The sequence below is a fragment of the Nioella sediminis genome, assembly GCF_001879695.1.
Classification (GTDB): domain Bacteria; phylum Pseudomonadota; class Alphaproteobacteria; order Rhodobacterales; family Rhodobacteraceae; genus Nioella; species Nioella sediminis.
Map to the genome: position 1 here is coordinate 1 of NZ_MNBL01000042.1, position 13,929 is coordinate 13,929.

Consider the following 13,929-nt stretch of genomic DNA (forward strand, 5'->3'; position numbering starts at 1 on the left):
CCTTCGCCGCGATCCTTGGCGAAGAGCCGGACCATGCCGGGGCCTATGGAGGGCTGGTACGCGCCCATCTGGCCATCGGAGAGCTGGATCAGGCCGAGGCGATGCTGTCCAATGCGCCCGAGGCGATTGCCGGCTCGCCCGAACTGGAAGCCGCCCGTGCGCAGCTGGAACTGGCTCGTCAGGCCGCCGATGCAGGCTCGCTGGCAGAGCTGTCGGCAGCGGTAGAGGCCGATCCCGCCAATCATCAGGCGCGGTTCGACTATGCGCAGGCCTTGCACGCATCCGGTGATGTGGAGGCGGCGGTGGATCAACTGCTCGACCTGTTCCGACGGGATCGGGAATGGAATGACGGGGCGGCCAAGGCGCAGCTCTTCACCATTTTCGAGGCGCTGAAGCCAAATGACCCGGTGGCATTGAAGGGGCGGCGCAAGCTTTCGTCGCTTCTGTTTGCCTGACTGGCCTTCCTGCCTACATAGTGAGGCATGATGTCCCCGGCTGATCTGCCCGAAACGATTCCACTCTTCCCACTGCCCGGTGCGCTGCTGCTGCCCCGGGCGCGGCTGCCTCTGCATATCTTCGAGCCGCGCTACCTTGCGATGCTGGAGGACAGTCTGAAGACGCCGCACCGCCTGATCGGCATGGTGCAGCCTCTGGAAGGCGGCAAGCCAGGCCAGTCGCGTCTGCACGAGATCGGGTGCGCGGGGCGGGTGACGCAGTTCTCGGAAACCGAGGATGGGCGCTACATGATCACACTTTCTGGCATGTCTCGCTTTCGGATCAAGCGGGAGGTGACAGGGTTCTCTCCCTATGTGAAAGCCGAACTGCACTGGTCCGACTTCACCCGCGATCTGGGTCGGGAAGAGGAAGATCCGAATTTCGACCGAGAACAGTTCCTGAAGCTTCTGTCGCGCTATTTCGAGGCGGCAGCGCTGCAAACCGATTGGGGCAGCCTGGAGGAAGCGGATGACGAGTTGCTGATCAATTCGCTGTCGATGCTGTGCCCGTTCAGCGTCGAGGAGAAACAGGCGCTGCTGGAGGCTCCGCACCTGACGGACCGGCGCGAAACGCTCACCGCGCTGATGGAATTCACCTGCCGGGGTGGCGCAAGCGATGAGGTGATCCAATGAGTCGGCCTTCGGTAGTCGACCGCAAGATGCTGGAGGCCCTTGTCTGTCCGGTGACGCAAGGCACCCTCTCCTACGATGCCGATGCAGGGGAGCTGGTTTCGCGCGCTGCAGGGCTGGCCTTTCCGATCCGCAACGGCATTCCGATCATGCTGGAAGACGAGGCGCGCAAGCTTGATTAAGTGCCTCTATGGGTCGAAGGCACCTGCCTTGCGCATTCCCTCCAGCACCATCTCGACATGTTCGGGGCGGACATAGGGATAGGTTTCGCGCATATAGGCCTCATCGAAACCGGGCTGTGCCTCTCGCAGCAGGTCCAGCGACCGGGCTGCAAGGTCGGTTTCATCAAAATAGCCGAAGGTCACCACGCAGCGCTGCAAACCCCTTGCATAGCCCGGCGCAATGTCGAAAAGGCGTTTTGCGGCGTCAATGGCGCGGTCCCGGTTGCCGAGAAACAATTCACAAGTCGTGATGTCGCCGAGGGCCGCGGCGCGGTTGGGGTGATTGGGGTTCAGCCGGAAGATCAGGTTCAGATGCTCCAATGCCTCTTGCGGGCGTCCCAGCCATTCCAGCCCGCATCCAAGCGCATGGCGCGCCAGCGCGGCTGAGGGGTTCAGCCTTACTGACTCGTTGGCGTGGTGTAACCCTTTGGAATATTCCTGAAGGCCAAAAATATTTGTCAGGCCGTTATAGGCATGGGCCTCCCAGTTTTCCGGGTCGATTTCCAATGCCCGGTTGGTAGCTGCCAAGGCCTTGTGAAAGCACACCAACCGGTCCTCGTACCAATCCAGCAGCCCCGCCCTGAAATAGATCCGCCCGATGCGGGCATGTGCCGGCGCAAAGCATGGGTCCAGCGCCAATGCACTTTCCATCAGATGCATCTGTTCGAGGTTGCTTTCCGGCGTCCCGTAGCCTTCGCCGCCCTTGCGGTCGATTTCCTCGGCTTGCGCCACCAGTTGCCAAGGTCCGACCGAGGCCGGGTGGGATCGTTCGATCCGAACCGCCTCGGCGCGGGCGAGTTGCGGTTCAAGCTGGGCCACAATGGCGCGGCTCACATCTTCCTGAAACTCGAAGATGTCGTCGAGTGTTCCGTCGAACTGCTCTGACCAGCGCAGGCGCCCGGTTTCGGTTTCCGTCAGGCTTACAGAAATCCGAATACGGTTGCCCAGGCAACGCAGAGTGCCAGTAATGGCGTATCGCGCATTTACCAGCGCCGCGATGCTGCGCATGTCCCCGTCTTTCGCCGTCTTCCAGCCGATCGCCTCGGGGCCTATCACCGGAAACCAACGCCAATAGCTGAGTGTAATCTTGAGATCGTCGATCAGGCTTGCGGCAATAAGGGCGTCATTCTCATCGGCAGACAGTGCCTCGAAGGCAAAAAGCAGGACGGCGGGTCTTGTGAAGATATCCGGAGGCGAGACTGCCGGCGCATCGCCGTCGTTATCGTTTGACGTCGCCACGGTCATGCGGCGTTCACGAAGCCAGTCTTCGAAGCCTTCAGACGCCAGATCGAACCCATCCATGAAGCTTCCTTGGCCGGACTGATCAAGGGTCACGCGCGCGCCATCGAGCCAGACCGATTGCCGGTTGGCATCCAACAGGCCGGGTGGAAGCAGTTTGCGCAGCGTAGAGAGTTCCTGCCTGAGAGAAGCGCGGGACTGCTCTTCGGATCGGTCGCTCCAGAGCAAATCCGCAAGACGTCCCCGCTCGGCCTGCATCCCGCGCTGCTGGCTCAGATACGCAAGCAGTGCCTGCCCCCTGCGCGACAGACCCTCAAGGTTTCGGCCCTGTGGGTCGCTGACACCGAAGGGGCCGAACAGGTGCAGCGTGATCGCGGAATCCGAGTTCATGTCCAGGCTGAGATGACCCTTTATTACGGTAGAAGATGCGATTTTTACGGAACTATTGCACGGGCCGTCAGTTTTTTCACGGGGGATTTCACGGTGGTCTGACGGGCGAGGGGCAATCTGTGGTCATCGAAACAACAGACCCAATGGGAGAACCCGATATGACCAACCTGATCAACATCCCCGCAGATAGCGCCATTGTCGAAGCCAACCCCGTTCGCCCAATGCGTGGCATCCCTGCCTTGCTGGCCTTCCTGATCGAGAAAGACCGCAGCTATCGCGAAGCCCGCAAGCTTGCACGGATGGATGCGGATCGTCTTCGGGACATGGGCATGCCTACCAACTCGGCCAATGCCGATTTCTACCGGGCCCGTGGCAACCGCCCCGCCGACAATGCCTCAATCCCGCTGTCTGGCTGGTGATCCAACGCAATCGCTGCTTTTGTCGGCCCCGCGCGTATGTTGCGCCGGGGCCGAAAGCTGTTCGTAACACTTGACGCTGCTTTCCCGTAACAGGCTAGATGAAGCTGTATTCTTTCTCTTTAGGACCTGTCGCCATGCTTTCCAAGATCCCGTTGCTCGTCATCCCCCTGATCCTGTTCAACCTAGGGCTTTTTGGCCTGATGGGGGCGGACGATCCGTTCGTCCGGTCGCTATTCACGGTCGAGATGATGTCGGGCGGGACATGGGCGATGACCATAGGGGATGTGATCGTGCTGGTGGCGCTGCTGGTTCTGTTCGTGGAGATCATGAAATCGACCGTGACCGGGATGGCGTCGATCATCGACCACCTGCTGTCCACGGTCGTGTTCGTGGTCTACCTGGTGGAATTCCTGCTGGTGGCGGGGGCGTCGACCTCGCTGTTCTTCACACTGATGGTGATTGCCTTGATCGACGTTCTGGCGGGGTTTTCGGTGTCGATCCGGTCTGCGGGGCGGGACATCAACATGAACTGATGGGGGTTTCGCCGCCTGCCGGCCTCGACCCGGGAGCGGCCCTCCTCAACCCCCGGCTGACGCCGGAGGCCTCGTCGGTCCGCGTTGCCACGGATGCGTGGCCTACGGAGGCGATTGGCGTTTTGGGTTGCGCCAGTGGCCGGGTTGGGATGCCTCCGGCGGGAGTATTTTTACAAGGAGAAGGTCAGAGCGGTTTGCCCTGCAGCAGCCGTGGGACATCGCCGGTCAGGCCCGCAGCTTCGCGGATGAAGCTGCGCCGGGCGGCGGGAAAGGCGTTGATGAGGCCCATGCCCAGATCGCGCCCGGCCCGCAGGAAGGGATTGTCATTGGAGAAGAGCTTGTTGATCAGGTCGGTCGAGGCGGCAAGCGTGGCCGTGTCGAAGCGACGCCAGCGCTGGTAGCGTTCGAGGACCAGGAGGCTGGCGATATCCTCGCCCCGACGTTTGGCATCTGTCAGCACTTCTGCCAGCGCCCCCACGTCGCGCAAGCCTAGGTTCAGGCCCTGACCGGCAATCGGGTGCACCCCGTGGGCGGCATCGCCGATGAGTGCCAGCCTCTCGTCCACGAACCGTTCCGAGATCGTCAGGTTCAGCGGGTAGGTGAAGCGGTCGCCGTCGAGGGCGATCTCTCCCAGGAAGTCCCCGAAGCGGGGGCGCAGCACGTCGAGATAGTCGTCGTCGTTCAGCGCGTTGATCTCGGCGGCACGCGCGTGGGTCTCGCTCCAGACGATAGAGCAGCGATTGCCGGGCAGGGGCAGGATGGCGAGCGGACCCGCGGGCATGAAGAACTGATGCGCGATGCCGTGATGGGGCAGATCGTGTTTCAGCGAACAGACCAGGGCCGTCTGGCCGTAATCCCAGCCCTGCCGTTTGATGCCAGCGCGCGCACCGGTGCCGCTTTGCCGTCCATCCGCGCCGACCAGAAGGCGGGCGGTCAGGGTCCGGCCATCCTCCAGCGTCACGGTTGCCGGGCCGGTCGTGTCCTGCGCCACCACGCGGGTGCCGGGCAGATGGGTGATGTTGGGGTCGGCCTGCATCCGGGTCAGCAGGGCGTGGCGCAGGAAGCGGTCCTCCAGCATGTAGCCCATCGGGCCTTCCTCGATCTCGGCATGGTCGAAATGCAGGAAGAACGGGGCGGGGCCTTCGCCTGCGCGCCCGTCGCTGGCCTTGATCTCCAGCATCGGTTGCGCGTTTTCCTTCACATCGTCCCATACGCGCAGGGCCATCAACAGCCGGGCCGAGGCCAATGCCAGCGCGTAGGATCTCCCGTCGAAGCGGTCACTGTCACTGGTTTCCACCGGCAGCGCGTCGATCACGGTGCTGGTGAGGCCCGCCTGGCTAAGGGCCAGCGCCAGACAGGGGCCGTTCAAGCCGCCGCCGACGATCAGGATATCGGAGTCCATTGCCATGCCCTGCAATATGGGCACATGCGCGGGATTGTCCATGTGGCATGACCCCGCTAGCGTGGCCCGCGACAACATGGCGGAGGGCGTGCGATGCGGGACGACTGGCAGACACTGGGGGTGGCAGATCTGGGCCGCGCGATCGGGGCGGGGGAGATCGACCCGGCGGAGCTGACCGAGGCCTATCTGGAGGCCATTGCGGGTCATGAATATGCGGGCCGCATCTACTCCGTTGTCACGCCGGAGCGGGCAAGGGCGGAAGCGGCGGCGGCGTCGGAACGCGCCCGGCTCGGGGTCCGACGCGGGTTGCTGGATGGGGTGCCGCTGTCGTGGAAGGATCTCTTTGACAGCGCGGGCGACGAGACGAAATCGGGCTCTGACCTGTTGGCGGGACGGGTGCCGGATGAGGATTGCGAGGTGCTGGCCAATGCCACACGGGCCGGCATGGTCTGCCTTGGCAAGACGCATATGAGCGAACTGGCCTTCTCTGGCCTTGGCATCAACCCGGTGACGGAAACTCCGCCCAACATCCATGACCCCGAGCTTGTGCCGGGTGGGTCTTCGTCGGGGGCCGCGGCCTCTACAGCCTGGGGACTGGCACCTGCGGGGATCGGGTCGGATACCGGCGGATCGGTGCGAATACCCTCTGCCTTCAATGACTTGGTTGGATTGAAGACGACCTCCGGGCGGCTGTCTCTGACGGGTGTCGTGCCTCTTTGCGCGCGGTTTGACACGGTCGGTCCGCTGGCAAAATCCGTTGAGGATTGCGCGTTGCTGCTCGCGGTTATGGAGGGGAGCAAGCCTACCGATCTTGAAGGGGTGAGCCTGAAAGGGCGGCGCTTTCTGGTGCTGGATACCTACACCGATGATGTGCGCGAGGAACCGGCGGCGGGTTTTGCCCATGCGATTGACCGGATGGCGCAGGCGGGGGCACAGATCAGCCACGGCACGGTGGACGGGATCGAGGCGGCGATGGACCTGTCGCCGATCCTATTCACCTCGGAGGCTTACGGAACGTGGAAACACGCGATTGAGGCCGCGCCCGAGAAGATGTTCCCGCGCATTCTGGACAGGTTCCGGTCCGGTGCGGGGTTCGCAGCGGCGGATTACGTGTCAGCCTGGCAGTTCCTCGACCACCTGCGCGGCGATTGGGCGGCGCAGGTGGCGGGCTATGACGCGGTGCTGTTGCCGACCGCGCCGAACCTGCCACCCCATGCGGGCCGGCTGATGGAGGACGATGACTACTACGTCACCGAAAACCTGCTGACCCTGCGCAATACACGGGTTGGCAACCTGATGGGCCTGTCTGCGCTGACGATCCCCACGGGCGTGCCGGGTACGGGGATCATGCTGCTTGGCCAGCCGTTCGGAGAGGAAGCTCTGCTCAGGATCGGCAAGGCGGTGGAGACGGCATTGGCCTGAAGGCCACAGCCCCGCCCCGCAATCGCCCTGAACGCGTTCGTTTTTCTGGACCAAAGCCGCGCAAGCCGTTAACCTGCCGACAAACAGGGCGAAAAACGACCCTGAACCAGAGGCAGATATGGCATTTCCTGAGCGGTTTTCGAACCTGCCAGCATACGCGTTCCCGCGTCTTCGGGCGCTTCTCGACCCCCATGCGCCGGGGGCCGATCCGATAAATATGACGATCGGGGAGCCGACACATGCCTTCCCCGATTGGGTGCCTCAGATCATCGCAGAAAACGCTGCCGGGTTCGGGAGATACCCGGCCAATGACGGCACGCCGGACTTGCAGGCAGCGATCTCTGGATGGATCGCGCGCCGCTATGGGGTGAGCGTCGACGCCGCCACGCAGATCCTGCCGCTGAACGGAACGCGCGAAGGGCTGTTCAACGCCTGCGTCGCGCTCTGCCCGGAAACCAAGGGCGGTAAGCAGCCCGTCGTTTTGACGCCCAATCCGTTCTATCAGGTCTATGCTGTAGCGGCCTTGGCCGTAGGGGCGGAGCCGGTCTATGTGCCCGCGACGGACGCTACCGGGAACCTGCCGGACTATGCCAGCCTGCCGGATGACGTGCTGAACCGCACCGCGATTGCCTATATCTGCTCGCCCGCGAACCCGCAGGGGGCTGTGGCAAGCGAGGACTATTGGCGGGAACTGATAGGGTTGGCGGAACGTCACGATTTCCAGATCTTCGCGGATGAGTGCTATTCCGAGATCTACCGCGATGCGCCGCCCCGTGGCGCATTGGAAATCGCCGCCCAAATGGGCGCGGACCCGGAACGGGTGGTGCTGTTCAACTCGCTGTCCAAACGCTCGAACCTTGCCGGTCTGCGCTCGGGCTTTGCCGCTGGCGGGCCGGAAAGTGTGAAACGCCTGAAGCAGCTGCGCGCCTATGCCGGTGCCCCCCTGCCGGGGCCGTTGCAGGCGGTGGCGGCGCGCGCGTGGTCGGATGAGGATCACGTGACAGCGAACCGGGCGCTCTATGCCGAGAAATACGCGATTGCAGACGAAATTTTCGCCGGGCTCGACGGCTACACGCCGCCAGAGGCCGGGTTCTTCCTGTGGCTGCCTGTCGAAGACGATGAGGCGGCAACGGTGAGACTTTGGCGCGAGGCCGGGGTTCGGGTGTTGCCCGGCTCCTATCTGGCCCGCGAAACAAACGGCCACACGCCCGGCGCGGATCGCATCCGCGTGGCGATGGTGGCGCAAAAAGACGACATGCGGCGCGGGCTGATCAGGCTCCGCGACTGCCTGTATGCAAGGTGAGGTGACGGGATATGGCTTATCAGACGCGACAGAGAGATCCGCTGCTGGACAGCTCGATGCAGGCGGCGCTGGAAAAGCGCGGGCGCGAGGCGCTCGGGATCGTGCTGATCCTGACCGGGATCGCGCTGACGCTGATGCTGGCCTCTTACAATCCCGATGATCCCAGCTGGTGGGCCGCCACCGACGCCGTGCCGCAAAACCTGCTTGGCCGGTTCGGGGCCTCCTGCGCGGCGCTTTTGATGCTTGTGGTTGGTTGGGGCGCTTATGGCCTCGCGCTTGGGGCCGTGGTCTGGGGCGTGCGGCTGGCCGCGCATCTGGGTGGCGAGCGCGCGCTTGGCCGCATCATCTTCCTGCCGATTGCCGTGGCGCTGGCTGCTATCTATGCCGCGACGCATCAGCCCCCTGCGACCTGGGCTCAGAGCTATGGGCTCGGCGGTGTCTTCGGCGATACCGTACTCGGCGCCCTGCTGAACGTACTGCCCTTTGCCATTGGCACCGGTCTCAAGATCCTCGCCGCCCTGTCCTTCCTGACGCTGATTGCGCTTGGTCTGTTCGTTCTGGGTGTGAACGGGCGCGAAATGCGCATTGCCCTGCGGTTCATGCTGGTCGGGCTGATCAATTCCTTCGCCTGGATCGGGGCGATGTTCGGTCAGGCGGGCCGTGGGGCCGGGCAGGCCGCCATGCAGATGCATGCGCGCCGCCGTAGCCGGGCAGCAGCCCAGACTGAAGGCTATGATGACGATGCGCTAGCCTATGATGAACCGGATTATCCGGAAGAGGAGGCAACCCCCCGCCCGCGCCTCGGCCTGCTGGACCGGATGCCGCCGATCCTGCGCCGCGAACGGGTTGCCGATCCGGAGCCTGAACTGGTGGAACGTGCGCCCGTCGCCCCCTCCGATCTGGAAGCCCCGGATGATGATCGCATCCGCAGCAAGATCGCCTCGGTGATCCAAAGCCGTGTGCGCCGTCCGGGCACCGTGGTGGAACCCGAGGCGGAAGAACCCCAATCCGCGGTACAAGCCGCCGTTGCCGCGCGCCGGGCAGAGCATATGTCGGCCCGCGTGGAACCCCCGATCACGGCGGCCCGCGTGGAACCGCCCCTGACCGCCGCGCGTGTGGAGCCTCCGCTGACCGCAGCCCGCATTCACCAGCCCGAGCCGCAAGCCCATTCAGAACCGGATTTCGTCGAGGAGATGCCCGTCGAAACCATCCCGCTGCCGCATTCGGAGCGGACCGTCGCGCATTCCGCGCCGACCCCGGTCGCAGCCACGGAACCCAAGCGCGTGGTGCAGCCATTGCAGCGACGGACTCTGCCGCAATCGCGCGCCGCGCGGGCCGAGGCGCAGCCGACCCTGCCGCTGGATGACAAGGCTCAGGCCTATGAATTCCCGCCGCTAAACCTGCTGACCAGCCCGGCCAGTATCCAGCGCCACCACCTCAGCGACGAGGCGTTGGAAGAAAACGCGCGGATGCTGGAAAACGTGCTGGATGACTATGGCGTGAAAGGTGAGATCGTCAGCGTCCGCCCCGGCCCCGTGGTCACCATGTACGAACTGGAACCGGCGCCGGGCCTGAAGGCCAGCCGCGTGATCGGTCTTGCCGACGACATCGCACGCTCCATGTCCGCCCTGTCTGCCCGCGTGTCCACCGTGCCCGGGCGCAGCGTGATCGGCATCGAACTGCCCAACCAGCACCGCGAAAAGGTGGTCTTGCGCGAGATTCTCGCCAGCCGCGATTTCGGGGATGGCACCCAGAAACTGCCGCTGGCGCTCGGCAAGGATATCGGAGGCGACCCGGTGGTCGCGAACCTCGCCAAGATGCCCCACCTGCTGATTGCGGGGACTACCGGCTCCGGTAAGTCTGTGGCGATCAACACGATGATCCTCAGCCTGCTGTACAAGCTGACGCCCGAGGATTGCCGCCTGATCATGATCGACCCGAAGATGCTGGAACTGTCCGTCTATGACGGCATTCCGCATCTGCTATCTCCCGTCGTGACCGACCCCAAGAAGGCCGTGGTGGCCCTGAAATGGGTCGTGGGCGAGATGGAGGAACGCTATCGCAAGATGTCCAAGATGGGCGTTCGCAACATCGACGGCTACAATGGCCGGGTAAAGGACGCGCAGGACCGGGGCGAGATGTTCAGCCGCACGGTGCAGACCGGGTTTGACGATGAAACCGGCGATCCGATCTTCGAAACCGAGGAATTCGCGCCCGAAAAGATGCCCTATATCGTCGTCATCGTCGACGAAATGGCCGACCTGATGATGGTCGCGGGCAAGGAGATCGAAGCTTGCATCCAGCGCCTTGCGCAGATGGCACGTGCCTCTGGCATCCATATCATCATGGCCACGCAGCGCCCGTCGGTGGACGTGATCACCGGCACGATCAAGGCGAACTTCCCGACACGGATCTCCTTCCACGTCACATCCAAGGTCGATAGCCGCACCATCCTTGGCGAACAGGGGGCCGAGCAGCTGCTTGGCATGGGTGACATGCTGTATATGGCGGGCGGTGCAAAGATCACTCGTGTCCATGGGCCCTTTGTCAGCGACGAAGAGGTCGAAGAGATTGTCAGCCATCTGAAGAGCTTCGGCCCGCCGGACTATGCGGCATCGGTGCTGGACGGCCCCGACGACGACCGCGAAAGCGATATCGACGCGGTTCTGGGCCTTGGCGGCAACACGACCGGCGAAGATGCGCTCTATGATCAGGCGGTGGCGATCGTTGCGAAGGACCGCAAATGCTCTACCTCCTACATCCAGCGCAAGCTGGCCATCGGCTACAACAAGGCCGCCCGGCTGGTCGAACAGATGGAGGATGAAGGCGTCGTCAGTTCCGCCAACCATGTCGGCAAACGCGAGGTGCTGGTGCCTGAGCAGTAATCCGCCCTATCGCGCGGACGTGAGGTGCAATGGCCAATCGTGGTGATTAAATGGAACCCATGACACGTTTTCTTTTCGCCACGGCGCTTGCCGCCTGCACCGCTTTGCCCGCGATGGCCGACCCGATCCCGCTGTCGGATCTGTCGGATTATCTGAACGATCTGCGCACGGCAGAAGCCAGCTTTACCCAGATCAGCGATGACGGGGCGATTGCCACCGGAACGCTCTATATCCAGCGGCCCGGCCGGATGCGGTTCGAGTATGACGACAGCGAGCTTCTGGTCATGGCCGGGGGCGGGCAGGTCGCCATATTCGACGACCGGGCCAATACCGCGCCCGAACAATACCCGCTGCGGCGCACCCCCCTGAACCTGATCCTGGCGCGGAACGTGGACCTCGACCGGTCGGACATGATCCTGTCGCATGAGGGCGATGAGACCACCACGCGGATCATTGCCCAAGACCCGGAAGAGCCCGATATCGGCTATATCACGCTCGTCTTCACGGATGAGCCGGTCGAGCTGCGCCAGTGGATCGTGACCGATTCAACCGGGTTCAACACCACGGTGATCCTGGGTGAACTGGAAGAGGGCGGGAATATACCGGCCCGCCATTTCAACATCCCGCAGGAACTGCGAGATCGTGGAATCACCGAATAGCCGGGCCGCCTAGCGGCGGCACCCGACCAATTGGCGTTCATACATCTCGGCCCGTTCATCCACCCGGGAGGCGACGCGTAGCAGCCACGGTTTGGCGTTGTAGCTGCCCCGTGCATAGCCCGAATGGCCCTCGTGATAGGCAAGGTACTGATTGCGCGCATCATCGGGGGCTATGCCAAGCCGTTCCACTGACCGGTTCATGTACCAGCCCATGAAATCAGTGGCGTCGCGGATATCGGTCCGGTTGGCGCGGCGGCTACCGGTGGCGTCCCGATAGTCGTCCCAGGTTCCGTCAAGCGCCTGGCTGTATCCAAAGGCCGAGCTTTGTCGCCCCATCGGGATCACCCCAAGCGCATAGCGATGCGGGGTTCGGGCGTTGTGGACGAAGCTGCTTTCCTGATGGATCGTGGCCAGCTGCACATGGACCGGAATGCCCCATTCGCGTTCCGCCTGACGGGTCGCGCGGGCGATATCCGGGCGTTCGTTCAGGATGAGGCACGCGTTGTCCAGGTTACGGGGTGGCCTTGGTCCGCCACCGCATCCGGCAACAGCCAATAGCAGCACGAGAAGAATCGCGCGTTTCATGAAATCTGCCTGCTCGAGTTTTGTTTGTTTGCGCCAGCTTACCCGAAAACGCGGCGCGGGGGAACGGGGTCAGAGCAGGAAATACAGGAGGATGGGCAGGGCAAGCACGCTGATCAGGGTGGAAATCACCACATACCCGGCCACAGCATCGGCATTGGCCCGGAACCGCTCGGCCAGCAGGTAGGAGGACACTCCGACAGGCGTCGCCATTTGCAGAATGATCACCGCGAAGGCCACCTGTTCCAGCCCAAGGGCCCATCCCGCCGCCGCGCCCGCCGTGATGCCGATGGCCAGCTTGGCCAGTGACAGCATCACCGCGCGCCCGACGCCGCGCGGGGTCAGCCGGGCCACGGCCACGCCAAGGGTGAACAGCATCAACGGAATGGCCAGTTGCCCGGCAAGCGACAGCGAGTTGGTCAGCCAGCGGGGCGTCTGCCAGCCCTGCCAAAGGAACAGCGCGCCAAGCAGAGTGGCCCAGACCATCGGTTCGCGCAGCACCCTCAGGATCGAGGCCTGATCGGACACCAGGCGGATGCCGATCGTAAAGGACAGCACCGCCATGATTGCGAAGATGACGACGCCATAGCCAAGCCCCACGTCGCCAAAGGCAAACAGCGCCAGCGGCAGACCAAGATTGCCGGTGTTGCCAAAGATCGTCGGGGCGAGAAACGTGCGCCGGTCGATTCCCGCCACAAGGATCAGACCCGCCGACAGGACGCCCATCAGCGCATAAGCCAGCAGCGAGGCCAGCGTCATCGCAGACAGCGCCGCCGGGTCGATCTCGGTCTGCATGAGCGCGGTGAAGATCAGGCAGGGCACCGCGATGGTCATCGCCAACCGCGTGACGAACTCCACCGGGTAGTCGAGACCGAATTTCCGCCAGCCAAAGCCCGTGGCGGCCAGAAGGAAAACCGGGGCCACGATCTCCAGCACTGTCAGGACGAGGTTCACAATCTGTTTCCCTTGATTCGGCTGCTCCCGGATGGACAAGCCCCCGACCCGGGGTTTAGGAGAGGGGGTAAGGGGGCGCAATCCGATGCTCAAGACACGCGCGAAATTCACGCTTGGCCAGGTGGTCAGGCACCGTAAACACCCGTTTCGCGGGGTAATTTTCGATGTGGACCCCGAGTTTGCGAATACCGAGGAATGGTACGACGCGATTCCCCCTGAGTCGCGCCCGTCCCGCGAGCAGCCCTTCTATCACCTGCTGGCCGAGAACGATCAGACCTATTACGTCGCTTATGTCTCGGAGCAAAACCTGGTGCCTGATGAGACCGGGGAACCGGTCGATCACCCCGATCTGCCGGACCTGTTCGGAGAGTTTCGGGACGGGTATTATCCGCTCGAATTTCAGCTGAACTAAGCGTCAGTCAACCGGCAGGCCGGCCTTTTTCCACGCGGTGAAGCCACCGTCGATCTCTGCCACGTTCTCGACCCCCATCTCCTGCAGGGCCTTGGCCGACAGGGCAGACCGCCACGCGCTGGCGCAAAACAGGACCAGTGTCTTGTCGGTGGCCAGCGGCGGCTTGTGGTAAGGGCTGTCCGGGTCGATCCAGAATTCCAGCATCCCACGCGGCGCATGGAAGGCACCGGGGATGCGGCCCTCACGGTCCAGCTCCCGCACATCGCGGATATCGACCAACAGGGCCTCGCCCGCCTCGGCCCGCGCCAATGCGTCTGCGGGGCTGATCGTTTCGATGACGGCCTTTGCCTCGGCCACCAGGGTTTTCACAGGGGTTATGGGCAT

General features: G+C 63.5%; 15 protein-coding genes. 10 read left to right on the top strand and 5 right to left on the bottom strand.

All coding sequences use genetic code 11. The features are described from left to right. The 3 genes from BKY26_RS06300 to BKY26_RS06310 form a co-directional block, all read left to right on the top strand. Nucleotides 1-455 (top strand): tetratricopeptide repeat protein (locus BKY26_RS06300; protein ID WP_131541787.1); only part of this gene is annotated, 455 nt, incomplete at its 5' end. Between the two features lie 27 nt (nucleotides 456-482). Continuing rightward, nucleotides 483-1,127, top strand: a complete 645-nt coding sequence (locus BKY26_RS06305) for an LON peptidase substrate-binding domain-containing protein (RefSeq protein ID WP_071689557.1) — start codon at nucleotides 483-485, stop codon at nucleotides 1,125-1,127. After that, nucleotides 1,124-1,306, top strand: coding sequence for a Trm112 family protein (locus tag BKY26_RS06310; protein WP_071689558.1), 183 nt, complete (start codon nucleotides 1,124-1,126; stop codon nucleotides 1,304-1,306). Before BKY26_RS06305 ends, BKY26_RS06310 begins: the two co-directional genes overlap by 4 nt. 6 nt (nucleotides 1,307-1,312) lie before the next feature. Here BKY26_RS06310 and BKY26_RS06315 read toward each other — a convergent pair whose 3' ends face one another. After that, nucleotides 1,313-2,974 carry a hypothetical protein gene (locus BKY26_RS06315; protein WP_071689559.1) on the bottom strand — a complete coding sequence of 554 codons (1,662 nt, stop codon included), beginning with the start codon at nucleotides 2,972-2,974 and terminating at the stop codon, nucleotides 1,313-1,315. Between the two features lie 158 nt (nucleotides 2,975-3,132). On the opposite strand from BKY26_RS06315, the gene BKY26_RS06320 reads away from it, so the two are divergent. Further along, the gene (locus BKY26_RS06320) at nucleotides 3,133-3,393 is read left to right on the top strand and encodes a hypothetical protein (RefSeq protein ID WP_131541788.1); all 261 of its coding nucleotides are present in this window, start codon (nucleotides 3,133-3,135) and stop codon (nucleotides 3,391-3,393) included. Between the two features lie 134 nt (nucleotides 3,394-3,527). Next, nucleotides 3,528-3,926, top strand: coding sequence for a hypothetical protein (locus BKY26_RS06325; RefSeq protein ID WP_071689561.1), 399 nt, complete (start codon nucleotides 3,528-3,530; stop codon nucleotides 3,924-3,926). A gap of 184 nt (nucleotides 3,927-4,110) precedes the next feature. Here BKY26_RS06325 and BKY26_RS06330 read toward each other — a convergent pair whose 3' ends face one another. Then, nucleotides 4,111-5,334: a UbiH/UbiF/VisC/COQ6 family ubiquinone biosynthesis hydroxylase gene (locus BKY26_RS06330; RefSeq protein ID WP_071689637.1), complete on the bottom strand. Its 1,224-nt coding sequence runs from the start codon at nucleotides 5,332-5,334 to the stop codon at nucleotides 4,111-4,113. Between the two features lie 87 nt (nucleotides 5,335-5,421). Here BKY26_RS06330 and BKY26_RS06335 point away from each other — a divergent pair, with 87 nt between their 5' ends. From BKY26_RS06335 to BKY26_RS06350, 4 genes are all read left to right on the top strand, one after another. Then, nucleotides 5,422-6,750: an amidase gene (locus BKY26_RS06335; protein WP_071689562.1), complete on the top strand. Its 1,329-nt coding sequence runs from the start codon at nucleotides 5,422-5,424 to the stop codon at nucleotides 6,748-6,750. A 118-nt stretch (nucleotides 6,751-6,868) separates the two neighbouring features. Further along, nucleotides 6,869-8,053 (top strand): aminotransferase class I/II-fold pyridoxal phosphate-dependent enzyme, encoded by a 1,185-nt coding sequence (locus BKY26_RS06340; protein ID WP_071689563.1) that lies wholly within the window; start codon nucleotides 6,869-6,871, stop codon nucleotides 8,051-8,053. Nucleotides 8,054-8,064: 11 nt separating this feature from the next. Next, complete coding sequence (locus BKY26_RS06345) at nucleotides 8,065-10,938, top strand: DNA translocase FtsK (protein ID WP_071689564.1); 2,874 nt, start codon at nucleotides 8,065-8,067, stop codon at nucleotides 10,936-10,938. A gap of 50 nt (nucleotides 10,939-10,988) precedes the next feature. Next, nucleotides 10,989-11,597: a LolA family protein gene (locus BKY26_RS06350; RefSeq protein ID WP_071689565.1), complete on the top strand. Its 609-nt coding sequence runs from the start codon at nucleotides 10,989-10,991 to the stop codon at nucleotides 11,595-11,597. 9 nt (nucleotides 11,598-11,606) lie between these two features. Here BKY26_RS06350 and BKY26_RS06355 read toward each other — a convergent pair whose 3' ends face one another. Beyond that, on the bottom strand, nucleotides 11,607-12,182 hold the full coding sequence (locus BKY26_RS06355) for a transglycosylase SLT domain-containing protein (RefSeq protein ID WP_071689566.1): 576 nt from the start codon (nucleotides 12,180-12,182) through the stop codon (nucleotides 11,607-11,609). Between the two features lie 69 nt (nucleotides 12,183-12,251). Further along, nucleotides 12,252-13,133: an AEC family transporter gene (locus tag BKY26_RS06360; protein ID WP_071689567.1), complete on the bottom strand. Its 882-nt coding sequence runs from the start codon at nucleotides 13,131-13,133 to the stop codon at nucleotides 12,252-12,254. 85 nt (nucleotides 13,134-13,218) lie between these two features. Between BKY26_RS06360 and hspQ the strand changes: the two genes are divergently transcribed. After that, complete coding sequence (gene hspQ, locus BKY26_RS06365; protein ID WP_071689568.1) at nucleotides 13,219-13,545, top strand: heat shock protein HspQ; 327 nt, start codon at nucleotides 13,219-13,221, stop codon at nucleotides 13,543-13,545. 3 nt (nucleotides 13,546-13,548) lie between these two features. On the opposite strand, the gene BKY26_RS06370 is transcribed toward hspQ, so the two are convergent. Then, nucleotides 13,549-13,929: a rhodanese-like domain-containing protein gene (locus tag BKY26_RS06370; RefSeq protein WP_071689569.1), complete on the bottom strand. Its 381-nt coding sequence runs from the start codon at nucleotides 13,927-13,929 to the stop codon at nucleotides 13,549-13,551.